This window comes from Rhodococcus sp. DN22, assembly GCF_036669995.1.
Classification (GTDB): Bacteria; Actinomycetota; Actinomycetes; order Mycobacteriales; family Mycobacteriaceae; genus Rhodococcus_F; species Rhodococcus_F erythropolis.
Map to the genome: position 1 here is coordinate 2194513 of NZ_CP133326.1, position 26237 is coordinate 2220749.

The following is a 26237-nucleotide window of genomic DNA, read 5'->3' on the forward strand; positions in this document are numbered from 1 at the left end:
GAAATTGTGCCTCTGTGCCGGATCAGCGGGCCGTGCGTGCGAACTCCATCGTTCGGCGAAGCAGTCCGGCGACAGCGTCCGCCTCCGTCAGGAAGCCGTCATGGCCGTCTCTGGACTTGAGAATCTCGAGGCCAGTGCACGTCGAAATGCCGTCCGCGATCTCCTCCTGCAAACGAAGGGGATACAGCCGATCCGAGTCCACGCCGCCCACGACGACCGGCGCCGTGATCGATGCCAACGCCGCTGCAACGCCGCCGCGTCCACGACCGATGTCGTGCCGGTTCATGGCCTCGGTCAGGAGGACGTACGTGCTCGGGTCGAAGCGGTCGACCAGCTTGTCTGCCTGATGTTCCAGGTAACTCTGGACGGCGTATCGTCCACCGTTCCAAGGATTTTCGTCGTTCTGAGCGGAGTTCTCGAAGCGCGCATCCAGTTCGGACTCGGTGCGGTACGTCAGGTGCGCGATGCGACGGGCGATGCCGAGTCCGGCGCGAGGTACCCGCCCCGTTCCGTGGTAGTCACCGCCCTGCCAATCCGGATCGGAGACGATGGCAGCGATCTGCGTCGTCTGGGTGCCGATCTGATCTGCGGTGGCCCGTGAACCGGTTGCGAGAACCAACGCGGAGCGAATGCTGTCCGGGTAGGTAACTGCCCATTCGAGGGTGCGCATGCCGCCCATGGATCCGCCGACTACCGAGGCCAACTGGTCTATCCCGAGGAGATCGACGAGCTTCTTCTCCGCCGCGATCTGATCCCGGATGGAGATCTCCGGGAACCTGCTGCCCCACGGCTTGCCGTCGTCGGCCAGCGAACTAGGACCGGTCGTGCCGCGACAACCACCGAGGACATTTGTTGCGATGACGCACCATTCGCCGGTGTCGATCGGTTCGCCCGGCCCAACCATCCCGTTCCACCAGCCGGGGGAGGGCTGATTTGCGGAGATCGGTCCGGTGACGTGTGAGTCTCCGGTCAGTGCGTGCTCGACGAGTACGACGTTGTCGCGGTTCGGGGACAGCTCACCCCACCGCTGAACGGCGAGCGAAACCGATGGGAGTACCGCGCCGCTCTCGAGTTCCAGGGCGCCGATGTCGACGAACCCCACCTGGCCGTCGGGCGGGGGAAGGAGGTCGATCCTGGGCTCCAATTCGTTCACGGTCACGAGTTTGCCACCGCAGCCAGGCCGACGGTGATATCGGCGAGGATGTCGTCGATTCCTTCGATACCGACCGCGAGGCGGACGAGTCCGGGCGTGACACCGGAGGCGAGCTGCTCTTCAGGGGTGAGCTGCGAGTGTGTCGTCGAGGCGGGGTGGATGACGAGTGAGCGAACGTCACCGATGTTGGCGACGTGGCTGTGCAGCGTCAGGGCGTTGACGAACGTCTTGCCCGCATCGATACCTCCGGGCAGCTCGAAGGTGACGATGGCGCCGGTTCCCTTGGGCGTCAGCTGCTTTCCGCGTTCGAACCATGGCGAGGAGGGGAGTCCCGCGTAGGAAACGGAGGCCACCTCGCCGTGGCCGTCGAGGAATTCGGCGACCTTCTGGGCATTGGACACGTGGCGCTCGATGCGCAGGCTCAAGGTTTCGATGCCCTGCGCGATGAGGAACGCGTTGAACGGCGCCACGGCGGAGCCGAGATCGCGCAGCAGTTGGACGCGCGCCTTGAGTGCGAATGCCGGCGCGCCGAGGTCTGCGAAGGTGACGCCGTGATAGCTGGGGTCAGGCGTCGTGAAGTTCGAGTGGCGACCCTGCGTCCAATCGAAGGTGCCACCGTCGACGATGACGCCGGCGATCGCGGTGCCGTGTCCGCCAAGGTATTTGGTGGCGGAGTGAACGACGATGTCGGCGCCGTGTTCGAGTGGGCGGAGCAGGTACGGCGTCGCGACAGTGTTGTCCACGATCAACGGAAGACCGTTCTCGTGGGCCAGCGACGAGATACCGGGGAGGTCGAGAATGTGGTTCTTGGGATTGGCGATCGTCTCGCCGTAGAACGCCTTCGTGTTCGGGCGAATGGCTTCGCGCCACTGCTCGAGGTTGTCGGGATCTTCGACGAAGGTGACTTCGATGCCCAGCTTGCGAAGGGTGTAATGCAGGAGGTTGTACGTGCCGCCGTACAGGTACGGGCTCGAGACGATGTGGTCGCCGGCTTCGGCGATGTTGAGGATCGCGATGGTTTCGGCAGCCTGGCCCGAGGAGAGGAGGAGTGCGGCGACTCCGCCTTCGAGGGCGGCGATGCGCTGTTCGACGGCGTCCTGTGTGGGATTCATGATCCGCGTGTAGATGTTGCCAGGCTCGGCGAGGCCGAACAGTGCCGCAGCGTGATCGGTGCTGTCGAAGACGTAGCTGGTGGTCTGGTAGATCGGCAGAGCGCGCGCATTGGTGGCGGTGTCCGCTGTCTGCCCGGCGTGCACCTGCTTGGTCTCGAACGACCAGTTCGCGGTCGGATCAGAAGTTGCTGCGCCGTCGGCTGTGTTGTCGGTCATGATTTGTTCACTCCAGTGGTCTGACGGATAGATGTCGGACGGGGGCGAAGGATCGCCGCCCCGTGCTGGGGTCTATCTACAAGTGCGACACATACTGAGTTACCTCCGTGGGGCTCGGCCCGGTCTGGGGTCCGTCCCTGTCGGACCCGCGCTTGTCACCCGAATTGCGGTGGAACTGCGTGAGCAGATCCACGTCGGGAAACCTGGTCATCACCCGGGGCACCCCACCGCGGTTGGAGGGTTGCCGTCCAGCGAGCCGGGGCTTGACGCTGGCACTCATGACCAAGTCGGATTCTACCGGGAAGTGAGCGCAGTCCTGACGCGGGGCGAATTGTGAGCCGCAACCGCACACGAGACAGAGCGACGCAGCCCACTAGCAGGCAAAAGTTACTCGCGAGTAGAGACCGATGGGTGGACCTGCCGGTTGCGGCCTCACGGGTTAGCAGTACGCTTGTCTTGTTTGGGACTCATCTCCCGAGATCAGTCCACACCGTCTAGGTTTGATAATCGAACCGTTCGCGGACCCACTCACAAAGTGTGACCGCAACCGTGTAACCAGGGAAACTTCCTAGGAGGACGCGAAGCACCCATGTCCAAAATCAAGGTTGAGGGCACCGTCGTCGAACTCGACGGCGATGAGATGACGCGCATTATCTGGCAGTTCATCAAAGACAAGTTGATCCATCCGTATCTCGATGTGAACCTCGAGTACTACGACCTCGGTATCGAGTACCGCGACGAGACCGACGACCAGGTCACCATCGACGCAGCGCACGCGATCCAGAAGCACGGCGTCGGCGTCAAATGCGCCACGATCACGCCGGACGAGGCACGTGTCGAGGAATTCGGTCTCAAGAAGATGTGGCGTTCCCCGAACGGAACGATCCGCAACATTCTCGGCGGCACGATCTTCCGCGCACCGATCATCATCTCCAACGTTCCGCGACTCGTTCCGGGCTGGACCAAGCCGATCATCATCGGCCGTCACGCATTCGGCGACCAGTACCGCGCCACAGACTTCAAGGTCCCCGGCCCCGGCAAGGTGATGATCACCTACACGCCTGAGGACGGCAGCGCACCGATCGAGCACGAACTGGTCAACTTCCCCGAAGAGGGCGGCGTCGTCCAGGGGCAGTACAACTTCACCACGTCCATCCGTGACTTCGCTCGCGCGTCGCTCACCTACGGACTGCAGCAGAACTACCCGGTGTACCTGTCCACCAAGAACACCATTCTCAAGGCGTACGACGGTGCCTTCAAGGACATCTTCCAGCACGTCTACGAGACCGAGTTCAAGGCTGAGTTCGATGCCGCAGGTCTGACCTACGAGCACCGCCTCATCGACGACATGGTCGCTTCCGCACTCAAGTGGGAGGGTGGATACGTCTGGGCATGCAAGAACTACGACGGCGACGTCCAGTCCGACACCGTGGCCCAGGGCTTCGGCTCGCTCGGCCTCATGACGTCGGTTCTGCTGACACCGGACGGAAGGACCTGTGAGGCAGAGGCTGCTCACGGCACCGTGACGCGTCACTACCGTCAGCACCAGCAGGGCAAGCCCACCTCGACCAACCCGATCGCGTCCATCTTCGCGTGGACCCGCGGACTCGAGCATCGTGGCAAGCTCGACAGCACCCCTGAGGTCATCGGCTTCGCGCAGGCGCTCGAAGACGTTGTCATCAAGACCGTCGAAAGCGGCCAGATGACCAAGGACCTCTCGATGCTGGTCGGCGGCGATCAGGGCTACCTGACCACCGAGGAGTTCCTCGGCGCACTCGACGTGAACCTGCAGAAGGCCATGGCCGCGAAGTAGATTCACTGTTTCACCTTCTGATGGGACGTCCGGGAAACCGGGCGTCCCATTTGTGTTCGCGGTCTCACGTGAGTGAACTCACCCGCTCTCACTTGGAAGTTCAACCAGGTGTGAGACCACAATTGATCAGTGACTTCGTCTACCCTCTCCCGTTCTGACACCTCGACACCCGGGGTTCGTTCCGCCAGAGGTCCAGCGATGCTCGCTCTTGCCCTCGGCGGTTTCGGTATCGGCACAACCGAGTTCGTCGCCATGGGATTGCTCCCGGAAATGGCATCCGGGCTCGGCGTCTCGGAACCCATCGCTGGTCACGTGATCTCGGCGTACGCGCTCGGGGTTGTCGTCGGTGCTCCGCTGATCGCTGCTCTCACCGCACGGGTACCGCGCCGCACCCTGTTGATCGCACTCATGGTCGCATTCACCGTCGGCAATGCCGCTTCGGTCTTTGCGCCCTCGTACACGACGCTGATGATGGCTCGATTCGTCGCCGGATTGCCGCACGGCGCGTACTTCGGAGTCGCCGCACTGGTCGCCGCTCATTTGGCCGAACCAGGTAAACGCGCGAAGGCCGTGGCGATGGTGATGATGGGTCTGTCCGTGGCCAATGTGATCGGGGTGCCGGTCGCGGCCTGGATCGGCCAGGCACTCGGCTGGCGCAGCGCCTTCGCCTTGGTCGCCGTGATCGGGGTGGCAACCGTTGCTTCGCTGTTCGTCTGGATTCCGCGGTTGGACGGTATGCCGGTGACGAATCCGATCACCGAACTCGGGGCGCTGGGCCGCGTTCAGGTGTGGATGACCCTGATCGTGGGAATGGTCGGATTCGGCGGGATGTTTGCCGTCTACACCTACATCAGTACGACGCTCACCGACGTATCCGGTCTCGGTGCTTCGTTCATTCCTCTGGCGCTCATGCTGTACGGACTGGGCATGGTCGCCGGCAACTTCGTCGGTGGATACCTCGCGGATCGCGCACTGATGAAGGGTTTGTTCCTGTCGATGGGATCCCTCGTGGTGATCCTCGCGGTCTTCGTGATCGCCGTGCGCAATCCGTACACGGCGCTTGTCTTCGTCTTCCTCATCGGGCTTGCCGGGTCCTCGATGGTTCCTGGCCTTCAAACACGGTTGATGGATGTCGCCGAGGACGCTCAGACCTTGGCTGCGTCTCTCAATCACGCCGCGCTGAACATCGCCAATGCCTTCGGAGCGTGGATCGGCGGCGTCGTCATCGCTGCCGGTTACGGGTATACCGCACCGGCAGCGGTTGGGTCGTTGCTGGCCGTCGCGGGTCTCGTCGTGCTGGCGGTTGCGGTGATTCTGCAGCGTAGGGCCGTGCGCTGACCTGGGCGCCCATCCGCGTCGGTGGAATCGGCTACGGTGCTTGCCGTGCCACAAACTGCTGACTCCCACATTCTTGCGCCCCACACCATCACGTCCGTGAACGTCAACGGCGTTCGAGCAGCTGCCCGCAAGGGCATGCTCGATTGGCTGGAGAAGACGTCGGCGGATTTCATCTGCCTTCAGGAAACGCGTGCGTCGGACGATCAGCTTCGCGAGACTCTCGAACCAGCGCTCGGCAACGGATGGTTCCTCGTCTCCGCCGAGCCGTCCGCGAAGGGACGCAACGGAGTCGCTGTGCTTTCACGCACGGAACCTGACGCGGTGCGGATCGGTCACGGCGACGACGAGTTTCTCGACGCCGGTCGATACATCGAAGCCGACTTCGCGGATCTGACCGTCGCGAGCCTGTACCTGCCCTCCGGTGAGGCGCTCACGCCGAAGCAGGAGGAGAAGGAGCGGTTCATGGCGTCCTTCGCAGTTCACCTCGCCTCCACCGCTGCGGCGGCCGAGGCTGCCGATCGTCACGTGGTGGTCAGCGGCGATTGGAACATCGCGCACACCGAACTCGACCTCAAGAACTGGAAGACCAACAAGAAGTCTTCGGGATTCCTCCCCGAGGAGCGCGCCTGGATGGATCTGCTGTTCGCCGAAGATTCCGCGTGGGTCGATGTCTTCCGCACCCTCCATCCGGGTGTCGACGGTCCGTACTCGTGGTGGTCGTACCGCGGCAAGGCATTCGACAACGATTCGGGTTGGCGTATCGACTACCAGGTTGCCACCCGCGGATACGCCGAGCGGGCCAAGGTTGCGCTCGTGGAACGCGCTGAGTCCTACGACCTCCGTTGGTCGGATCACGCGCCTGTCACCGTCTCGTACCGGTAGGAGCGCTCGTGCCTGAAGGACTGAAAATGCCGAGCGCAAAGACGCGCAACGCCATCATCACCGTCGTGGTGGCGGTGGTGGCGCTCGTACTGGCGGTCACCCTTTCTTCACGTGACTCCGACAGTTCGGCGTCGTCGGTTGCGAAGTCCTCGAGTGCCCAGTCCTCGACTGTTCAAGCCAAGCCGGGTGCTACCACCAAGGCCGCGCCGTCGAGTTCCGTGCCCTCGAGCTCCGCGCCCTCCAGCTCCGCCGTCAAGACAACGCAGCAGACGAACAGCGATGCGCCGACGCGCGTTCTCGCCACGCTCGTGGAGATCGACGCCGGGCGGTGGCCGGATTCCGCCAATGCGCCGGGCACCAAGGGCGGCATCACCTTCCGCAACAGCGAAGGGCGTCTGCCCGCTGTCGGTGCCGGTGGCGGACGTGTCGTCTATCAGGAATGGGACGTCAACGCGAAGAAAAACGGCCAAGGTCGTGATGCCGAGCGAATCGTCACCGGTAACGACGGTTCGGCGTGGTACACCCTCGATCACTACGACACGTTTGTGAGGATTCGCTGATGTCGGACTCGTCTACGGTCAGCGTGGCGCAGTGGCTGGATCCGTCTTCGGATGTGGCTTCGGTGGCCCTGCAGAGCGACCCGGCCGTTGCGGATGATCTTGCACGTGAACTTCGTGGCGAGAATTTTGTCGTTCGGGTGGTTCGCGGAGAGAACATGCGAACAACGGCGCAGGTCTTCGACGAGTTCGCGGCAGCCTTCCAGTTTCCGTCCCACTTCGGGCGCAACAAAGACGCTTTCGACGATGTCATGCGCGATCTCGACGACGTACTCGGACTCGGCGCCGGATATGTAGTTGTGATCCGAGGTGCGGGTTCTCTACTGTCCGAGCAACAGGATCAGTTGGAGTGGTTCCGCGAAACGATGGACTTCTACACCGAAGAATGGGAACCCGTCGTTTTCCGGACCGTCTACCAGTTCGGTGCGGAGGACCTCACCACCCACGGTGAAGACCTCGTCGAACTCGACTACCCGGGCACCACGCCACTGCACTGATTTCCACTCGTGAAAAGATCGGAACCATGTCGACCCCTGCAGAACAGAAGCCCACCGCAAAGCCTCGCGTGCTTTCCGGAATCCAGCCGACGTCGGATTCTTTCCACCTCGGCAACTACCTGGGTGCGCTGCAGCAGTGGGTTCCGTTGCAGGACGATTTCGACGCTTTCTACTTCATTCCGGATCTTCATGCCATCACGGTGACGCAGGACCCGAAGGAATTGCGTCGTCGCACCAAGGTTGCGGTGGCTCAGCTCCTTGCGGTGGGGATCGATCCGGATCGGGCGACGCTGTTCGTACAGAGTCAGGTTCCCGAGCACGCACAGTTGGCGTGGGTCCTGAACTGCATCACCGGTTTCGGTGAAGCCAGCCGTATGACGCAGTTCAAGGACAAGTCCGCCAAGCAAGGCAGCGACAACGCCAGTGTCGGTTTGTTCACGTATCCGGTTCTGATGGCCGCGGACATCCTTCTGTACCGCCCGCAGCGAGTTCCGGTGGGTGAGGATCAGCGTCAGCACCTCGAACTTGCACGCGATCTGGCCGGTCGGTTCAACACCCGCTACGGCAAGGCGTTCGTCGTTCCTGAGCCGCAGATCATCAAGGGCACGGCAAAGATCTACGACCTGCAGGATCCGACCGCCAAGATGAGCAAGTCCGCCGCCAGTGCGGCCGGACTGATCAATCTGCTCGACGACCCGAAGGTGTCGGCAAAGAAGATCAAGTCGGCCGTCACCGACAACGAGCGCGAGATTCGTTTCGACCCGCAGGCCAAGCCGGGCGTCAGCAACCTGCTCACCATTCAGTCGGCTCTCTCGGGAGTACCGATCGAGACTCTGGTGGCCGGTTACGAGGGCAAGGGGTACGGCGACCTCAAGACCGATACCGCTGATGTGCTGACCGAGTTCGTCACTCCACTCAAGGCGAAGGTCGACGGTTACCTTGCCGACGAGGCAGAGCTGGATCGCATCATCGCGGCTGGAGCGCACCGCGCCCGTGAGGTGTCTTCACGCACTCTCGCCGCTGTCTATGACAAGGTCGGATTCCTGGCACCGAAGGGCTGACTTACGCGAATTCGGACTCACGACGCCTGACCGAACATGAGGGGGACGGCAATGGCTGACACGGACGACGACGCACCGAGCTTTCTCGAGAAGCAACGAGCAGCGCGACCCTGGCTCGATCATCTGGTTCGCGCCGCAGGACGTTTCCAAGAGCAAAAGGGCGATTACTACGCTGCGGGAATCACGTACTTCAGTGTTCTCGCATTGATTCCGATCATGATGGTCGCGTTTGCAGTGGCCGGTTTCGTATTGGCCGGGCATCCCGAGTACCTGGAGTCGATTCAGGAGCAGATCACCAAGAGCATTCCGGGCAGCTTGGGTGACACCATCAACACGCTGATCGATTCGGCTATCGACTCGCGCGCGAGCGTCGGAATCTTCGGTCTCCTGGGTGCCGCGTACGCGGGTCTCGGTTGGATGGCAAATGTTCGCGACGCGCTGACGGCGATGTGGGAGAGCAAGCGCGAGCCGAAGGGTTTCGTTCGTACCAAACTCGGTGACGCAGGGGCCCTCATCGGTCTGGCTCTCGCCATGGTCGTCTCACTGGGAATGTCGGCGCTGAGCAGCGGGCCGGTTGCGACTCAGATCGTGAAATGGCTCAACCTCGAGAACATCACCGGTGTCGGCGTGGGGCTCAGAGTCGTTTCACTGTTGCTCTCACTCCTGGCGACGTGGGCGGTGTTCCTGTGGGTGATTGCCCGGCTACCGCGCGAGCCTGTCACGCTGCGCAGCGCCGCGCAGGCAGCGCTTATCGCCGCGGTCGTGTTCGAAATCTTCAAGCAGGTAGGTGCGATCTACCTCGCGGCCGTCACCAGTGGCCCGGCGGGCGTGGCATTCGGCCCGATCATCGGTTTGCTCGTGTTCGTGTTCACGGCGTCGAGGATGCTGCTGTTCTGCACGGCGTGGGCGGCGACGACAAAGGAAAGTATGGCTCTCGCCTTCGTTCCGCCGCCGGATCCGGCCGTGATCTCGCCGCGAATCGTTGTCAGTGACGGAGCTTCACCGTCTCGCGTGGCTGCGTTGATCGCCACGGGTGCGGTTGCCGGCCTGGGTCTTTCGGGCTTCATGCGCCGTCGGCCGCGCTAGCGCCTTCGACGGTTCAGGGCAACGGCTCCCGCCACCAGCGCGATCACCACAACTCCGCCGACAGCACCGATGAGGATGCGGTCAGTGGTGTCCGACTCGGTGTCGGTAGCGGTGGGTGCTGCCGAAATCGAGCCTGGTGCAGCGGCAGACGGTGTGCGAGTGACATCGGGCGTGGCATCGTCGGTCGATCGGTCCGTCAACGAGCCGACGGTTGTGCTCGCGGGGAGTGCATATCCGTAGTCGAGTAGACGGGCAGCCTGCTCCCACGGCCGGATCGGCTTGGCTTCGCCGCCCATCAATGTCACCAGTAGTTTCCGGCCGTTGCGCTCCGCAGCACCGACGTACGTGTGGCGGGCGTCGTCGGTGAAGCCGGTCTTGCCGCCCAATGCGCCGTCGTAGTTGTAGAGCAACTGATTGTCGTTCGCGAGAGTGAATCCGGGGCGGTCCTGATCGTCAGGAATCGTCGGATCTTTGGGGAAGCCGGGAAACTCGACGGTTTCGGTATGGATCAGTCCGGCAAACGTCGGATTCTGGAGGGCTGTATGGAAGATTACGGCCAGGTCGTACGGTGAGCTGCTCATCCCTGGGCCGTCGAGTCCGGATGGAGTTGCCGTGCGGGTGTCGAGGGCGCCGAGTTCGGCCGCGAGTGCGTTCATTTTCGACACGGCTGCGGCGTCACCGCCGAGTTGGCGGGCAAGAGCGTGCGCGGCATCGTTTCCCGATGCCATGACCAGACCCTGCATCAGTTGCCGGTTGGTGTACTTGCCGCCCTTGCCGATGCCGACAGCGCTACCTTCAGCGTCCGCGTCTTCGGCAGTTGCGGTGATTTCGGTGTCGAGATCGAGTTCGTCGAGCGCGACGAGAGCCAACAGCATCTTGATGGTGCTGGCCGGTCGGTAGCGACCGTGCGGATCTTTCGCGGCGAGGACCTCACCGGTTTCGGCGTCCGCGAGTACCCATCCGGATGCCGCGATGTCGGCCGGGAGCGGGGGAGCGCCGTCAGGAAGTACGACGCCACACTCGCCGAGCTTGTCTCCACCGACGGGGCTTTCCGGAATCGGGACGGCAGTCGGGGCCGTGGATCCGGGCGCGGGTGCTTCGGAGAGATCGATCGCCGGCGCCGGGCTACTCATGAACGGGCAGCTGTCGGTGTTGGGTGTTGTGAACGGTGCCTCGGTGGTGGTGGTGGGCGGCGGCGGGGCCGGTTGGGCGCCGGCCACTCCCGAGGTCCCTACGACACCGGTAAACGCAATGCTCCCTGAGAGCACTGTTCCGGCCACTGCCACTGCACACTTTCGACGCCACATCATCGATATACGAGGGTATGCGAACCTGAGGGAACGTCCGAATCGCCACGCAAGCAGAGGGATCGAAAACAGGCGATTCGGTTTGTACATCGGTCATAGTGGACGATCGCCGCTGATGAGTTCCACCACCACGCAGAGTCTGTAACAGTGGGGTAGTCGACTACTCGAATGGCGCACACGCACTGACGACAGGGGATCGGTATGGGCAAGATCGTGGTGACAGAATTCGTGTCTTTGGACATGGTCATGGAAGCGCCCGGTGGCGAACCGGGTTATGCGCACACTGGATGGGTCTTTCCGTACCAGGAGGGCGATCAGATGAAGTTCAAACTCGATGAAACCCTCGCCGCGGACGTGCTTCTACTCGGTCGACGGACCTACGAGAGCTTCGCCGGTGCCTGGCCTGAGCGCGAGGACGACCAAGGCTTTGCGGACAAGATGAACGAGATGCCCAAGTACGTCGTCACGAGTTCGACGGAGCCGCTCGAATGGAACAACTCGACGGCGCTCGACGGTCCCATCGAGGAATCCGTTCCGAAGCTTAAGGAACAGATCGACGGCGAAATCCTGGTCGCGGGAAGTCGGACGCTCGTCCACGCGTTGTTGCTGGCCGGTCTGGTCGACGAGCTACGACTGATGGTCTTCCCGGTCATTCTCGGGTCCGGCGGGAGAGTGTTCCCCGAATCGGCCGACAAGATCGACCTCGAGTTGAAGGACGATCGCCGGTACGAATCCGGAGTTCAGGTGCTGACGTACCACCCCACGGTCGCGTAGACCTCTCGAAAACATCTGTGGCCGAGCCTCTTCGAGAGTCTCGGTCACAGATGTTTTGCCGGCTAACTGTTCTCGGGGAAGCCGAGGTTGATGCCGCCGTGGCTGGGGTCGAGCCAGCGACTGGTGACGGCTTTACCTCGCGTGAAGAAATGAACACCTTCTGTCCCGTGAGCGTGGGTGTCACCGAAGAGGCTGTTCTTCCAGCCGCCGAAGCTGTAGTAGGCCATGGGAACCGGGATGGGGACGTTGATGCCGATCATGCCGACCTCCACCTCGTTCTGGAAGCGTCGGGCAGCGCCGCCGTCGTTGGTGAAGATGGCGGTGCCGTTTCCGTACGGGCTGTTGTTGATCAGTTCGAGGGCTTGGTCGTAGGTATCGACGCGCACGACGGAGAGAACAGGCCCGAAGATTTCGTCGGTGTAGATCGACATGTCGGTGGTGACGTGGTCGATGAGGGTGGGTCCAAGCCAGAAGCCGTCCGGTCCACCATCGGCCTGGACTGTACGTCCGTCGACCACGATGGTGGCGCCGTCCTTCTCGCCTGCATCGACGTATGAGGCGACCTTGTCGCGGTGGGCCTTGGTGACGAGCGGACCCATGTCGGAGTTCTTGGTGCCGTCACCGGTGACGAGGGGAGTGGTGCGCTCGACGATCTTGGCGACCAGTTCGTCGGCGATGTCGCCGACTGCGACCAGGGCGGAGATCGCCATGCATCGTTCGCCCGCGGAGCCGAATCCCGCGTTGACCATTGCGTCGGCGGCGAGGTCGAGGTCGGCGTCCGGCAGAACGATGGCGTGGTTCTTGGCGCCGCCGAGTGCTTGCACGCGTTTGCCGTTGGCGGTGCCGGTGGCATAGACGTACTGGGCGATGGGGGTGGATCCGACAAACGAAATCGCTTTGACTGCTTTGTTTTCCAGAAGTTCATCGACGGCGAGCTTGTCACCTTGGAGGACGTTGAAGACGCCGGGGGGCAGACCGGCTTCGGCCCAGAGTTCGGCGAGCCAGATCGCCGCGGTGGGGTCCTTCTCCGAGGGTTTGAGAATCACGGTGTTCCCGGCGGCGATGGCGACCGGGAAGAACCACATCGGGACCATCGCGGGAAAGTTGAAGGGGGAGATGATGCCTACGGGGCCGAGGGGTTGGCGGATGGAGTAGACGTCGACCTTGGTCGATGCATTCTCGGTGTATCCGCCCTTGAGGAGATGCGGTATTCCGCAGGCGAATTCGACTACTTCTTGTCCGCGGCTGATTTCGCCGAGGGCGTCGGAGAGAACCTTGCCGTGCTCGGCTGTGATGATCTCGGCGAGTTCACCTTTGCGAGCGTTGAGGAGTTCGCGGAAGCTGAACAGTATCTGTGTGCGCCGGGCCAGGGAGGTGTCACGCCAGGCGGGGAAGGCCGCCGCAGCAGCGTCGATGACGGTGCGGGCATCCTCGAGGTTCGCCAGGGCGAGTCGGCCGGTGATCTGTCCGGTGGCGGGGTTGGTGACGGGGGCGGTGTTCTCGGATGTTCCGGCGAACGACTTGCCGTCCAACCAGTGTGCGATGACACGAGTATCAGTGCTGGTCATGGTATTTCCTAGTGGTCTGGTGGCTCAGGAGTTCGGGGAGATGTACTTGGCGACATAGTCGTTCATCGTCTCGCGCTGGTACCGGGAAACCTCGTGTGCGTTTTCGTTCTCGGCGAAGACGCTCGACACCATCACGGTGTTGTCACGATCGTAGAAGCCGAGTTTGCCGAGGCCGCCGAAGAATTCGTCCCAGTTGACGTCTCCGTCCCCGATTTTGAGGTGTTGATGCACTCGAACGGCATTGCCTGGCGGATTGGTGATGTAGCGAAGTCCGTGGGAACGGTGATGATCCATGGTGTCTGCCACATGTACGAGACGGACCATGTCGCCGGCGGCCTCCATGATGGCGGGAAGGTCCCCACCCATGTGGAATTGGTGGCACGCCACGATCACCATGCCGAGGTTCTTGGAGTTCACGCCACGGATCGTGCGGATCGCGGCAAGCCCGTCTTCGACAAAATCGTCCGGATGCGGGTCGATCAGGACGTCGATCCCCTCGCGTTCGATGATCGGAAGCAGTTCCTCCATCGAACGATAGAACGCACGCTCGGACTCTTCGGCTTTCTCGGGGCGGCCGGAGAATTCGGTGTTCATGACGTTGACACCGAGATCGACCGTGATCTGGATGGCCCGCTTCCAGTAACGCACTGCTGCTTCGCGAGCGTCCTCGTCCGGGCCGGACCACCGAAGGACCGGGAGCACCGACGCGATGCCGACTCCCGCACTCGCGCAGGCCTTCCGGAACTCGGTGACGAGCGCGTCGTCGGCTTTCGGGTGATTGAAGAACGGGATCATGTCGACGTGCGGTGTGAGCTGCAGGTACTCGTACCCGAGATCGGCAACAACTCGGGGAAGCTCCAGCAGCGAGTAATCGTGATGGAACGGTGTGGGATCGAGTGCGACCTTCATCGCTACGCTCCGGCCACAGAGTCGCGCGCAACCATGTCCACGACGACGCGTTGACCCGTCTCCAGAGACTTCACGCCAGCGGCGCAGACAGCGGCCGCGGCGTACCCGTCCCAGGCACCTGGTCCGTCGATGTAGTTGCCGGTGCCGGCGCCCGTCTTCACTGCCTTGATCCACCGGGCGAACTCGGTGTCGTATGCCTGCCCGAAGCGTTCGCGGAATCCTGGGGTGATCTGCCCACCCCAGTTTCCGGGCTTGGTCTTTCGGATCAGTCCCACGTCGAGTCCGATCATCGCGCTTCCGAGTTCGCCGACAACTTCGGTGCGCACTTCGTAGGCAACTCCGGTGGTGACAAACACCTCGGCGTCGACGTGTCTACCGGACTCGGTCTCGAATATCGCGATCTGTGGGTCTTGAATGCCCTCGGGAGCAAGCGAATTCGCAGACGGCCTAATTATCTGCACCGAGGTGATCTCTTCGTCGAGCAGGAATCGCGTCACGTCGACCTCGTGGACGAGTGAGTCCTTGACGATCATCGCGCTGTCGAAGCCGTTCGGAACCGCAGGATTGCGGTGCGCGCAGTGCACAACGAGAGGGCGACCGAGATCGCCGCTGTCGATCAAATCCTTGAGCTGGGTGTATTCGTGGTCGAACCGGCGCATGAAACCGACCTGGATCAGTTTCTTTCCCAGCGCTGCTTCGGCTTTGACGATCGCCAGCGAACTGTCCGCGTCGGTGGTCAGCGGCTTCTCGCAGAGAACCGGCTTGCCTGCTTCGAGGCAGGCAAGTACCTGCTTCTCATGGGTCGGGCCCGGGGTTGCGAGCACAACGGCGTCGACGTCCTCGGCTGCGATGGCATCGAACGGATCGACGACGACGCGTGACCCCGGCGTCAATGCTGCGATTTCCTCGGCGCGGGCAAGAGAGTAGTCGTTGACGACAGTGACTCGGGCACCGCCGATTTTGTTGGTGATGCGGTCGACGTGATCGGCCCCCATGATGCCGACGCCGAGCACTGCGATCCGGAGATCCTGGTTGTCAGACATGCGGTGGTACTCCTCGATTGTGTTGCTCAGCTGAAACGGACGGCGGGAACGCCACAGGTGGACAGGTATTTCTGAGTGCGCTGTGCGATGGGCAGCGGTGTGTCGGGATGGCAGGGATACATGTCCTGCTCGACGATCGCGAACACGTCGATGCCGAGCTTCTCGATGGCCTCCAGAAGCGGCGGCATGTCCGGGATTCCACGCGGTGGTTCGATCATCGCGCCGAGTTTGACCGCTTCGCCGAACGGCAGGTCCTCCGCCTCCACCTTGGCGACGATCGCCGGATCCACCTGCTTGAGGTGCAGGTACCCGATGCGCTCCGGATGCTTGTTGATGATGGCCAGGTTGTCGCCGCCGCAGTAGCTGATGTGGCCGGTATCGAGGCACAGGTTCACGAAACGCTCGTCTGTACCTTCGAGGAACTTGTAGACGTTGTCCTCGATATCGACATGGCTGTCGGCATGAGGGTGGTACTGCGCCATGACGCCGTACTCCTCGAGCATCGCCTTGCCGAGAGCGTTCATGCCGTCGGTCTTCTTGCGCCACTGCTCGGGAGTCAGATTTCGATCCTCGAGTACCACTCCGGTGGAAGGATCGCGCCACATCTCGGGTATGACCACTACGTGCTTGCCGCCGACGGCTGCGGTCAACTTGGCGACGTCCTTGATCTGATTCCAGACGGCATCCCAGGAATCGTCCTGGTGCAGGTGTTCGAAAACGGTACCGGCCGAAAGCTTGAGGCCGCGTGCTCCGAGTTCGTCAGTCAGCTTGGCTGGATCGGTCGGAAGGTATCCGAACGGACCGAGTTCGATCCATTCATATCCCGACGCGGACACCTCGTCGAGGAATCGCGTGTACGGGGTCTGCTGAGGGTCGTCCGGAAACCACACACCCCAGGAGTCGGGGGCTGATCCGACGCGAATCGCGCTCATGTCTAGATTCCTTTCGCGGGCAGGCTTTTTGGGGTGTGGCTGTGCGGAATTTTCATTCGGATGGACGTAGATACGGTCGCTGGATCTTCTTCCAGGACTCGTAGGTTGTCCGGGCGTTCTTGGTCGATTCCAGTTCGGAAGTAGCTGATACCGGTACGTCCCACCATGATTCGCTGTCCGGGGCGCCGATCAGCGGATCGGTTTCGACGTGGATGACCGTGCTGGTGTCGCTTGCTTTGGCGACTTTGATCGCGTCGGCGAACTCGGCGGCGGTGTTGGCGCGGATGACGTCGACACCGAGGCTGGCGGCGTTCGCGGCCAGATCGACCGGGAGAACACCTCCGTCGAGACGTCCGTCATTCGAGCGGTAGCGGTACTGCGTGCCGAAGCGCTGGGAACCCAGCGACTCGGACAGCGAACCGATGGAGGCAAATCCGTGATTCTGCACCAGGACGACGATGACCTTGAGGCGTTCCTGTACGGCGGTGACCAATTCGGTGGCCATCATCAGATAGGAACCGTCGCCGACCATCACGAACACGTCGCGATCGGGGCACGCCATGCGGACGCCTAGACCGCCGGCAACTTCGTATCCCATGCACGAGTACCCGTATTCGACGTGATACCCCTTGGGATCACGGGTTCGCCACAGCTTGTGGAGGTCACCCGGCATGGACCCGGCAGCGCACACGACGACGTCACGTGGATCGGACAGAGTGTTGACCAGGCCGATCACCTGATTCTGATTCAGTGACCCGTCGGCAGCGGGTTCGGCTGGGTTGTAGACGGATTCGACGATCGCATCCCAATTGCGGGCGAGGTCACCAATCCTGGAGGCGTATTCGTCGTCTACCCGGTAGTCGTTCAGTGCAAGTGCCAGCGCGTCGAGTGCCTCACGTGCGTCGGCGACCACGCTGACTCCGCCCTGCTTCACGGAGTCCAGTGAAGCGACGTTGATATTGATGAAGCGAACGTCGGGATTGGTGAATGCGGTGCGGGACGCGCTCGTGAAATCGCTGTACCGCGTGCCGATACCGACGACGACGTCCGCCTCGGTAGCCAGTGCGTTTGCAGCCGTAGTGCCGGTGGACCCCACCGCCCCGACGGATTGTGGATGGTCGTAGACCAATGAACCCTTGCCGGCCTGGCTCTGCCCCACGGGGATTCCGGTCTGCGCGCAGAACGCTGCCAGAGAGTCGGTGGCCTGGCTGTAGATCACTCCGCCGCCGGCGACGATCAGTGGTTTGCGAGCCGAGCGGATGATCGCGGCGGCGCGTTCGATCACCGATCGCTCGGGGAGCGGGCGGGCCACGTGCCAGACTCGCTCGGCGAAGAAGGACTCGGGCCAGTCGAAAGCCTCGGCCTGCACGTCCTGCGGGATGGCGATGGTGACTGCGCCGGTCTCGACGGGATCAGTGAGAACGCGCATCCCGGCGAGCAGAGCGCTCGGCAACTGCTCCGGGCGCCATACCCGATCGAAGTATCGTGAGACCGGTTTGAAAGCGTCGTTGACTGTGACGTCGCCGCTCGACGGGAGTTCGAGTTCCTGCAAGACGGGGGCACTGGCGCGGGTCGCGAAAGTGTCTGCGGGAAGGAGTAATACAGGTAGACGGTTGATGGTGGCCAGCGCCGCGCCGGTGATCATATTGGTGGCACCTGGGCCGACGCTGGACGAGACTGCCCACGTCTGCAGGCGGTCCTTCATGCGGGCGTGCGCGACAGCCGAGTGCACCATCGCCTGTTCATTGCGGCCGAGCACGTAGGGGAGTGTCGGCTCACGGCCGGCATCGAGATCCTGGATCTCGGCCTGCAAGAGTGCCTGCCCCAGTCCGGCGACGTTGCCGTGCCCGAAGATTCCGAAGCAGCCGGCAAACAGCTTGGTGCGCTGGCCGTCGCGTTCGGTGTACTGGTTGGCGAGGAAGCGGACGACAGCTTGAGAAACGGTGAGGTGTACGGTCGGCTCGTCGCGAGGTAGACGATTGCCGGTTGCGTTGTTGGTGGGTGCCACAGCTTTCACTTCCGTCAGTTGTGGGACTGCAACGGCAGTCGAGGGTCGATGTCCTGGTGATCCCAGCTTCCACGTAGCCAGGTGTGTTGCGGATCGTCACAGATGTTCCACGCCCGGATCTCGTCCGAACCTGCCATGACATTGAGGTAGTACATGTGGTGGCCCGGCGCTGCGATGGACGGGCCGTGATAGCCGTGCGGCACGAGGACGACGTCGCCCGAGCGGACTTCCTCGAGCACCTCGATAGGTCTCTCGGCGGTTCCGTACACGCGGTGGTAGCCGAAACCTTCGGTCCCGGTGGGGCTTCGGTCGATCTCGAAGTAGTAGATCTCTTCCAGAGCCGATTCGACGTCGCTGTTCTCGTCGTGCTTGTGGCTGGGATACGACGACCAGTTCCCGCCGGGGGTGATGACTTCACACGCGATGATGGAGTCTGCCTCGAAAGTGTCTGCGGTGGCGAAGTTGTGAACCTGTCGGCTGCAGTTACCGGCACCGCGGAGTTCGACGGCAACTCCCGACACCGGGCCGTAGCGATGGGGGAGCTTTGCGCCGGCGCGCGCTCCGCACAGGGCGAAGCGGCCTCCACCTGCGCTGGCCACTGTGTAGTCGGAATCCTTTCCTACGTAGGCGAAGTCGCTCGGTCCGTCGAAGACCGACGCGCGGCCGGTCAGGGCGATCTCCGTCCCCTCGGCAACGATCACGGCCGAACCCGACAGTGGAACGACGACTATCTCGTTCTCGCCGGACTGCAGGTGGACGTTAGCGCCGGGGGCGAGTTCGAGTGTCCACAAGCTGGATTCGGCCCACCCGGCGGACTCCGGCGTGACCACTGTCGTGAAATCACCGTCGGCGGACGATCCGGCGGGGACGTAGTACTTGCTGAACATCTTGCTCCTGCCAGGTCGGTTCTAGTGGACGAGCTTGACTGCGGTGTCGACGGCCGCGGTCACGTCGCCGTCCGGTGGGTAGAGCAGCGCGCGCCCGACGATCAGTCCGCGCACGGACGGCAGCTGAAGGGCAGCGCCCCACTTCGCGTACGTTTCTTCCGGCGCGATCTGCGGATCGCCGCCCAGGAGCAGCGTCGGGAGGGTGGTCGCATCCATGACGCGTTCCATCTCGTCGACGACCGGCAGTTTCATCCACGTATACGCCGAGGTGGAGCCGAGACCTTGGGAGATGTGGATGGACTTGATGACGGCGTCGGGGCTGAGATCGTTGACCACCTTGCCGTTGACGCGACTGGAGAGGAACGGCTCGAGCATCGCGATCAGTCCGGCCGCGGCCAGTTCGTCAACGGCCTCGGCACATGCCGTCATGGTGGGCAGGGTGCCCGCGTCGTCGAGGGCGATGCGCAGCAGCATCTTTCCGCCGTTCATTCCGAACTTCGCGGTGCCCGCCGCGGTATATCCGGTCATGCGGTCGTCGAGTTCGAAGCTCGCGCCCGCCAGGCCGCCGCGGTTCATCGACGAGAAGACGACCTTGTCCTCGAGGGCCCCGAGGAGGAGCAGATCGTCGAGAATGTCCGCGGTACCGAGAACGCCGTCGACTCCGGGATTGTCGAGCGCCGTGCGTAATCTGTCGAGCAGATCGGTACGACTGTTCATCGCTGTCGGCTTGCCGCCGACAGACAATGCCCCACGCGCTGGATGATCGGCAGCGACGATCATCAGTCGTCCGTTGCCTCGAACGGTGGCGCGAGGAGTTCTTGCTGCCCAGGACTTTTCGATGATCTGCGGATCGCTCGCACGCAGTTCCGTCACGTCGGCGTAGGTGGTGGCGAGGGGGCGGGCGGCGAGCTTGTCAGACATTGACTGCCTCCGTGGCTGTGGCTTCGGCGAGATCGTGGACTTCTTCAGCGGTTGGCATCGCAGTGGAGCATTCGAGCCGAGATGCGACTATCGCACCGGCCGCGTTGGCATAGCGCAGTACCTTCTCCAGTGGCCACCCGGCCAACAGTCCGTGGCACAGTGATCCGCCGAAGCTGTCGCCAGCACCCAGCCCGTTGACCACGTCGACGGCATTGGGCGGCACGGTGATCGATTGCTTTCGTGTTTTGCCGAGAACACCCTTCGGGCCCTGCTTCACGATCGCCAGTTCGACTCCGAGGTCGAGAAGCGCGTCAGCGGCCTTGTTCGGGTTGGTCTCACCGACCGCGATCTCGCACTCTTCGCGGTTTCCGACGGCTACCGTCACGTGCGCGAGAGCGCGCTGCACCTGAGTGGTCGCTTCTTGGGGTGTCGACCAGAACATCGGGCGGTAGTCCAGATCGAGGACCGTCAGCGGGCGTCGTTCGCGGGCTTCCCAAGCAGCGAAGTGTGCACTGCGACTCGGTTCTTCGGACAGTCCCGTCACAGTCGACCAGTAGAGGGACGCTCCTCGAACGGCGTCGAGGTCGATATCTTCCGGGGTGATCCGAAGATCGGGCGCATGCGGCTTGCGGTAGAAGTACAGCGGGAAGTCGTCAGGGGGGAAGATCTCGCAGAACGTCACCGGTGTCGGGTACTCGGAATTGGTGACGACAAACCTGTTGTCGACGCCCAGACGTGCCAACTCGCGTGTGACGAACTTTCCGAAGGGATCGCTGCCTACGCCGGAGATCAGTGCTGCTCGCCGGCCGAGGCGTGCAGCCGCCACCGAGACGTTTGCCGCGCTGCCGCCGAGAAACTTGCCGAAGGTCTCGACGTCTTCGAGTCCGACACCGGTTTGAAGTGGGTAGATGTCCACCCCCGATCGGCCGATGGCAAGCACGTCGAATGGTGCGTCAGGGATGTGTGACCCGCTCTGGTGAGTGTTGATGCTTGTCAAGACTGACTCCCGAGAGTTCGTGGTGGGCTGCCCGCGCAGGGCACCGTTGTATGACTGAAACTGTGCGCCGCGACACAGCAATTGTCAATAGTTTGTCTGGACATTATGACTTGCGGTCAAGTGAATGTTAGTGTTCGCATACACTGCCGAGAGAAGTAGCGTCGATACGGCGCCTTCCCAAGACAGATCGGAGTTGACCGTGGTCGCAGCACTCGCCGTCGAGTTGGACCGCTCGAGCCCGGTGCCGCTGTATTTTCAGCTGGCCCAGGCAATCGAGGGCGCTATTCTCGGTGGCGAACTTGCCCCAGGTGATCGCTTCGAGAACGAACTGGCGTTGGCCAAACGGCTCAATCTCTCACGTCCGACAACTCGACGTGCGATCCAGGAACTGGTGGACAAGGGCCTACTTGTTCGTAAGCGGGGAGTCGGAACTCAGGTGGTGCAAAGTCCGGTGCACCGCCCGGTCGAGCTCACCAGCCTGTTCGACGACCTTGCGAGGGCCGGCCAGGCGCCCACGACCAAGCTGCTCGAGTTCACGGTGGGAGTTCCCGCCGAGGACGTTGCCGCGGAACTCAACCTCGAACCTGACGCCGAAGTGGCCACCATCAGGCGTCTGCGAAGCACCAACGGCGAACCGCTGGCAGTGATGACCAACTACATTCCGGTGGACATCGCACCCGATCCCGAGGAGTTGGAGACGCAAGGGCTGTACCAAACCTTGCGAACTCGCGGCGTTCACATCCGTGTGGCGCGGCAGCGAATCGGCGCTCGGGCGGCGACTCGCGAAGAAGCAGGATTGCTCGACGAGAAAGTGGGTGCTGCCCTCTTGACCATGAGCCGCACTGCATTTGACGATTCAGGTAGTGCCGTCGAGTACGGCAGCCACTGCTACCGAGCGTCGCGTTACTACTTCGACACCACCGTGGTCGACCGCTAGATCTCGATCCCGGTGACACGAGTACCCGCCTGACCGAGTCAGTGGGGGTGATTTGTGATCCCAGCATTTCTGCGATCCTTCGATCATTTGACCCGAACGGAGCCTCATGACAGGCATTTCAGTAGCAGTTGCCGGATTCGGATGGATGGGCCGCGTACACACGCAGGCGTATCTGCGTCTGCGGCAGCACTATCCCCAGCTTCCCGTGATCCGCCTGGCCGCCGTCGCCGACGAGGTGCCGGGCCGAGGGGAGGAAGCGGCGGACCAATTCGGTTTCGAAGCTTTCACCCAGGACTGGCGCGATATCGCAGCCGATCCGGCCATCGACGCGGTGAGCATCACGGCCCCGAACTTCTTGCACCGTGAAATCGGCGTCGCAATGGCAGAGGCCGGCAAACACATCTGGATCGAGAAGCCCGTCGGGTTGTCCACGGAAGACGCCAAAGCTGTTGCCGCAGCAGTCTCGAAGGCCGGTGTGCAGTCGACCGTCGGCTTCAACTACCGAAACGCGCCGGCTGTGGCCCTGGCAAAAAGCCTGATCGACTCAGGAGAGTTGGGCACGATCACGCACTCGCGTTTTCGCTTCCTCAGCGACTATGCGGCCCACCCTGAAGGCGCTTTGAGTTGGCGATACGAGCGTGAGCGCGGCGGCGCCGGCGTTCTGGGCGACTTGGCTTCGCACGGCATCGATCTGATTCGTCATCTTCTCGGTGACGTCGACGCTCTCGTTGCTGATACTGCGATCTTCATCCCGGAGCGTGCGCGTCCGTCCGCCGCTACCAGTGGACATGCCCGAGCCAGCGGCGGGGAGATGGGAGCTGTCGAGAACGAAGACTTCGTCAGCGCACTGCTGCGGCTCGGCTCGGGCGGCCGCTGCACCCTCGAAGCGTGCCGAGTCGCCGTGGGAGAGCAGAACAACTACGGATTCGAGATTCACGGTACGAAGGGTGCCGTGTTCTGGGATTACCGCCGGATGGGTGAACTGGGCACCAGCCTCGGCTCGAAGTACCAGGACCAATCCGTCACGACGGTTTTGGTCGGCCCCGAGTCAGGTGAGTTCGGACGCTTCCAACCCGGCGCGGCCAACGCCATGGGTTATGACGACCTGAAGGTCATCGAGGCTCGCAATTTCGTCTCTTCGATCGTGGACGGAGCGCCGCAGGGCGCGACCATCGCTGATGCTGTCGCGTCGGCGCAGGCTCTGGACGCGATGGTTGCCTCGGTCTCCTCCGGTGGCTGGATTTGTCTCGGCTGATCGAGAATCGCTCCGAAAGGCTCTGGTGCAGTGAGATTTCCCCGCGGACTGGCGTTGCTCGTGGCAGCAGCACTGTTCATGGAGATGCTCGACGCGACGATTCTCGCAACCGCACTGCCGTCGATCGCCCAATCCTTCGGAGTTGACGCCGTCGACGTCAATGTCGCCGTTTCTTCGTACCTCCTGGTGTTGGCCGTCCTGATCCCGGCGAGCGGATGGATGGCCGACAGGTTCGGAACGCGACGTGTCTTCATCTCTGCCATAGCCGTTTTCACGGCGGCGTCGGTGGGATGTGCACTGAGCACCTCCCTCCCGATGCTGGTGGGGATGCGCGCACTACAAGGGGTAGGCGGCGCCATGATGGTGCCGGTAGGGCGGCTCGCAGTATTGCGGGTGACGTCGAAGGCGGAACTCGTACGGGCTATCGCTTACTTGACGTGGCCGGCGCTCACAGCGCCGGTTCTTGCGCCCGCTGTGGGTGGAGCCATCGTGTCGATCGCTTCGTGGCGCTGGATCTTTCTGATCAACGTTCCGATCGGGATCGTCGGGTTTCTGCTGGCATTGCGCATGGTGCCCGACATTCGGCAAACACAGAAACGGAGCCTCGACTGGCTGGGATTGGTGGTGATCGGAGCAGGCGTCGCAGTGCTTGTCGTGGCGCTCGACAGCGTGCACAGTGCCGGAACCGACTGGCTACGAGTGGGCCTCGGGATCATTGCGGCTCTGATCTTGTTGAGCTTGGCCGTCATTCACCTCATCCGGTCGGATCACCCGCTCATCGCGCTCCGCGTCCTCCGACTTCGATCGTTTCGGCTCGTCGCGTCGAGCGGCTCGCTGTACCGGCTCGTGATCATGGGCGTGCCGTTTGTGCTGCCGTTGTTGTTCCAAGTGGGATTCGGAATGTCGGCGTTCAAGGCCGGTCTGCTGGTGATGGCTCTGTTCGCGGGGAATATCGCGATCAAACCGCTCACCACTCCGCTCATGCGTAGATTCGGGATCAGACGAGTTCTGGTGGGAAACGGAGTTCTGTCGGTGGTGTGCTTCGGTGCGCTGGTACTGATCTCGTCGACGACACCGGACGTCGTTATCGCTGTTGCACTGTTTGTCAGCGGCGCGTTGCGATCCATCGGGTTCACCGCGTACAACAGCTTGGCGTTCGCCGATGTCGACTCGGGTGAGCTGACCGATGCAAATACTCTGCATGCAACGCTGCAAGAGTTGGCATCCGGTCTGGGTATTGCACTGTCCGCGTTGGTGATCACGCTCTGCACACCGTTGGCGGAGTCGGAGGATCTGAGCGGCGGAGTGCCGTTTTCTCTGACGCTGGGTGTTCTCGGGGCCATGCTGGTGCCGACGGTGATCGAGAGTTGGCGGCTCCCACGCGATACAGGTGCTGTGGTGTTGGTGCGCCGATAATGAAGCGTCTTCCGCCACCTTCATCATAACGCGGGACCCGGGGCTTGCGGCAAGGCCCCGGTGATGGTGCACACTCGTCTGCTGCGAGCAAGCAAAAGCCTTGCCCGAAGGAGGGGATCGCATGAGTGACGTCATCATTGTCGGTGCTGGACCAACTGGATTGATGCTGGCAGGTGAGCTCCGGCTACAGGGCGTCGATGTCGTCGTCGTGGACAAGGACGAGGAGCCGACTCAGTTCGTCCGTGCCCTCGGCATCCATGTGCGCAGCATCGAAATCATGGAGCAGCGCGGGTTGCTGGACAAGTTCCTCGCGCACGGCCGCAAGTATCCGCTCGGTGGATTCTTCGCGGGGATCAGCAAGCCGGCACCTGCGCACCTTGATACTGCGCACGGGTACGTACTGGGAATACCTCAGCCCGAGATCGACAGGATTCTTGCCGAACATGCCACCGAAGTCGGCGCGGAAATTCAGCGAGGGAAGCGTGTCGTCGCGATCCGTCAAGACGCCGACAAGGTCACAGCGGAATTATCCGACGGCACAACACTTCACGCGCGTTACCTCGTGGGCTGCGACGGCGGCCGCAGCACTGTTCGGAAGCTGATCGACGTCGGGTTTCCCGGCGAGCCGTCGAGCGCCGACACGTTGATCGGCGAAATGGACGTGACCATGCCGGCTGATGAACTGGCCGCCGTTGTCGCCGAAATCCGGGAAACGCACAAACGATTCGGAGTCGGTCCCGCCGGCAATGGTGCTTTTCGTGTCGTGGTCCCTGCAGCCGAAGTTGCCGACGGTCGCGCAACACCGACCACCCTCGACGACATCAAACAACAGCTACTGGCCATTGCCGGTACCGACTTCGGTGTGCACTCGCCGCGGTGGCTCTCGCGCTTCGGCGACGCCACTCGTCTGGCGGAGCACTACCGGCGCGACCGGGTGTTTCTCGCCGGCGACGCCGCACACATCCACCCACCGATGGGCGGTCAAGGTCTCAATCTCGGTGTGCAGGACGCCTTCAACCTCGGCTGGAAGCTCGCCGCCGAGATCAACGGCTGGGCACCGGAGGGCCTGCTCGACACGTACGAATCGGAACGGCGTCCGGTGGCTGCCGACGTTCTGGACAACACGCGCGCCCAGGCCGAGTTGATCTCCACCGCTGCCGGACCACAAGCGGTGCGGCGCTTGATCTCCGAGCTGATGGAATTCGAAGACGTCAAGCGCTATTTGACCGAGAAGATCACTGCGATCTCGATTCGCTACGATTTCGGCGAAGGCGACGACCTACTCGGTCGGAGGCTGCGTAACATCGCGTTGACCCGCGGCAACCTGTACGACCTGATGCGATCCGGCCGCGGACTTCTTCTCGACCAGGGTGGCCAACTGTCCGTCGATGGTTGGAGCGATCGAGCCGACCATATCGTTGACACAAGCGCTGAATTGGAAGTTCCGGCTGTCCTGCTTCGGCCGGACGGTCATGTGGCATGGGTCGGGGATACACAGGCGGAGTTGGATACTCAGCTGTTTAAGTGGTTCGGCCGGCCAACGGCGTAGGGCTATCTGGTTCCACCTC

The 26237-nt window shown here is 62.5% G+C and carries 23 protein-coding genes and 1 riboswitch; of the genes, 12 read left to right on the top strand and 11 right to left on the bottom strand.

All coding sequences use genetic code 11. The features are described 5' to 3' along the window. Positions 1–22: 22 nt before the first annotated feature. Both RA302_RS10000 and RA302_RS10005 read right to left on the bottom strand, forming a co-directional pair. Complete coding sequence (locus RA302_RS10000; protein ID WP_019747657.1) at positions 23–1159, bottom strand: homoserine O-acetyltransferase; 1137 nt, start codon at positions 1157–1159, stop codon at positions 23–25. Next, on the bottom strand, positions 1156–2481 hold the full coding sequence (locus RA302_RS10005; protein ID WP_019747658.1) for a bifunctional o-acetylhomoserine/o-acetylserine sulfhydrylase: 1326 nt from the start codon (positions 2479–2481) through the stop codon (positions 1156–1158). The genes RA302_RS10000 and RA302_RS10005 overlap by 4 nt, the downstream gene beginning before the upstream one ends. Before the next feature lie 143 nt (positions 2482–2624). Further along, positions 2625–2765, bottom strand: a riboswitch (SAM riboswitch). A 305-nt stretch (positions 2766–3070) separates the two neighbouring features. Between RA302_RS10005 and RA302_RS10010 the strand changes: the two genes are divergently transcribed. The 7 genes from RA302_RS10010 to yhjD all read left to right on the top strand — a co-directional run bounded on the left by RA302_RS10010 (position 3071) and on the right by yhjD (position 9715). Beyond that, positions 3071–4294 carry an NADP-dependent isocitrate dehydrogenase gene (locus tag RA302_RS10010; protein ID WP_019747659.1) on the top strand — a complete coding sequence of 408 codons (1224 nt, stop codon included), beginning with the start codon at positions 3071–3073 and terminating at the stop codon, positions 4292–4294. Positions 4295–4492: 198 nt separating this feature from the next. Then, a complete protein-coding gene (locus tag RA302_RS10015; RefSeq protein ID WP_020969127.1) occupies positions 4493–5632 on the top strand; it encodes an MFS transporter in 1140 nt (379 codons plus the stop codon). A 36-nt stretch (positions 5633–5668) separates the two neighbouring features. Continuing rightward, the gene (locus RA302_RS10020; RefSeq protein ID WP_020969128.1) at positions 5669–6514 is read left to right on the top strand and encodes an exodeoxyribonuclease III; all 846 of its coding nucleotides are present in this window, start codon (positions 5669–5671) and stop codon (positions 6512–6514) included. 26 nt (positions 6515–6540) lie between these two features. Then, positions 6541–7074 carry a ribonuclease domain-containing protein gene (locus RA302_RS10025; protein ID WP_021332497.1) on the top strand — a complete coding sequence of 178 codons (534 nt, stop codon included), beginning with the start codon at positions 6541–6543 and terminating at the stop codon, positions 7072–7074. Further along, positions 7074–7568 (top strand): barstar family protein, encoded by a 495-nt coding sequence (locus RA302_RS10030; RefSeq protein WP_019747663.1) that lies wholly within the window; start codon positions 7074–7076, stop codon positions 7566–7568. Before RA302_RS10025 ends, RA302_RS10030 begins: the two co-directional genes overlap by 1 nt. A 26-nt stretch (positions 7569–7594) precedes the next feature. After that, positions 7595–8629, top strand: coding sequence for a tryptophan--tRNA ligase (gene trpS / locus RA302_RS10035; protein ID WP_003941025.1), 1035 nt, complete (start codon positions 7595–7597; stop codon positions 8627–8629). A 51-nt stretch (positions 8630–8680) separates the two neighbouring features. Continuing rightward, positions 8681–9715, top strand: a complete 1035-nt coding sequence (gene yhjD / locus RA302_RS10040) for an inner membrane protein YhjD (RefSeq protein WP_020969131.1) — start codon at positions 8681–8683, stop codon at positions 9713–9715. Here the strand turns inward: yhjD and RA302_RS10045 are convergent. Then, a complete protein-coding gene (locus tag RA302_RS10045; protein WP_338480435.1) occupies positions 9712–11025 on the bottom strand; it encodes a D-alanyl-D-alanine carboxypeptidase family protein in 1314 nt (437 codons plus the stop codon). The genes yhjD and RA302_RS10045 overlap by 4 nt on opposite strands. 198 nt (positions 11026–11223) lie before the next feature. Here RA302_RS10045 and RA302_RS10050 point away from each other — a divergent pair, with 198 nt between their 5' ends. Continuing rightward, a complete protein-coding gene (locus RA302_RS10050) occupies positions 11224–11796 on the top strand; it encodes a dihydrofolate reductase family protein (RefSeq protein ID WP_019747666.1) in 573 nt (190 codons plus the stop codon). Positions 11797–11858: 62 nt separating this feature from the next. Here the strand turns inward: RA302_RS10050 and RA302_RS10055 are convergent, their stop codons facing one another. Genes RA302_RS10055 through iolC form a run of 8 tightly spaced genes read right to left on the bottom strand, consistent with a single transcriptional unit; the run spans position 11859 to position 21061 of the window. Further along, positions 11859–13364, bottom strand: coding sequence for a CoA-acylating methylmalonate-semialdehyde dehydrogenase (locus tag RA302_RS10055; protein ID WP_338480437.1), 1506 nt, complete (start codon positions 13362–13364; stop codon positions 11859–11861). A gap of 24 nt (positions 13365–13388) precedes the next feature. Continuing rightward, positions 13389–14273, bottom strand: a complete 885-nt coding sequence (locus RA302_RS10060) for a sugar phosphate isomerase/epimerase family protein (RefSeq protein WP_338480438.1) — start codon at positions 14271–14273, stop codon at positions 13389–13391. A gap of 2 nt (positions 14274–14275) precedes the next feature. Next, positions 14276–15316, bottom strand: coding sequence for a Gfo/Idh/MocA family oxidoreductase (locus tag RA302_RS10065; protein ID WP_019747669.1), 1041 nt, complete (start codon positions 15314–15316; stop codon positions 14276–14278). A 26-nt stretch (positions 15317–15342) separates the two neighbouring features. Further along, positions 15343–16248 (bottom strand): sugar phosphate isomerase/epimerase, encoded by a 906-nt coding sequence (locus tag RA302_RS10070; protein WP_019747670.1) that lies wholly within the window; start codon positions 16246–16248, stop codon positions 15343–15345. 52 nt (positions 16249–16300) lie between these two features. Then, entirely contained in the window at positions 16301–18256 is a 1956-nt protein-coding gene (iolD, locus tag RA302_RS10075; RefSeq protein WP_338480440.1) for a 3D-(3,5/4)-trihydroxycyclohexane-1,2-dione acylhydrolase (decyclizing), read from the bottom strand. A 14-nt stretch (positions 18257–18270) separates the two neighbouring features. Then, positions 18271–19143 carry a 5-deoxy-glucuronate isomerase gene (gene iolB / locus RA302_RS10080; protein ID WP_338480442.1) on the bottom strand — a complete coding sequence of 291 codons (873 nt, stop codon included), beginning with the start codon at positions 19141–19143 and terminating at the stop codon, positions 18271–18273. A 21-nt stretch (positions 19144–19164) separates the two neighbouring features. Next, entirely contained in the window at positions 19165–20064 is a 900-nt protein-coding gene (locus RA302_RS10085; RefSeq protein ID WP_133728409.1) for an aldolase, read from the bottom strand. Then, complete coding sequence (iolC, locus tag RA302_RS10090; RefSeq protein ID WP_020969140.1) at positions 20057–21061, bottom strand: 5-dehydro-2-deoxygluconokinase; 1005 nt, start codon at positions 21059–21061, stop codon at positions 20057–20059. Before iolC ends, RA302_RS10085 begins: the two co-directional genes overlap by 8 nt. A gap of 199 nt (positions 21062–21260) precedes the next feature. On the opposite strand from iolC, the gene RA302_RS10095 reads away from it, so the two are divergent. From RA302_RS10095 to iri, 4 genes are all read left to right on the top strand, one after another. Continuing rightward, the gene (locus RA302_RS10095; protein WP_003941006.1) at positions 21261–21998 is read left to right on the top strand and encodes a GntR family transcriptional regulator; all 738 of its coding nucleotides are present in this window, start codon (positions 21261–21263) and stop codon (positions 21996–21998) included. 106 nt (positions 21999–22104) lie between these two features. Further along, on the top strand, positions 22105–23253 hold the full coding sequence (locus RA302_RS10100) for a Gfo/Idh/MocA family oxidoreductase (RefSeq protein WP_020907002.1): 1149 nt from the start codon (positions 22105–22107) through the stop codon (positions 23251–23253). 30 nt (positions 23254–23283) lie between these two features. After that, entirely contained in the window at positions 23284–24669 is a 1386-nt protein-coding gene (locus RA302_RS10105) for an MFS transporter (protein WP_338480450.1), read from the top strand. Between the two features lie 121 nt (positions 24670–24790). Then, positions 24791–26218 (top strand): rifampin monooxygenase Iri, encoded by a 1428-nt coding sequence (gene iri / locus RA302_RS10110; RefSeq protein ID WP_046378300.1) that lies wholly within the window; start codon positions 24791–24793, stop codon positions 26216–26218. The last annotated feature ends 19 nt before the right edge of the window (positions 26219–26237 follow it).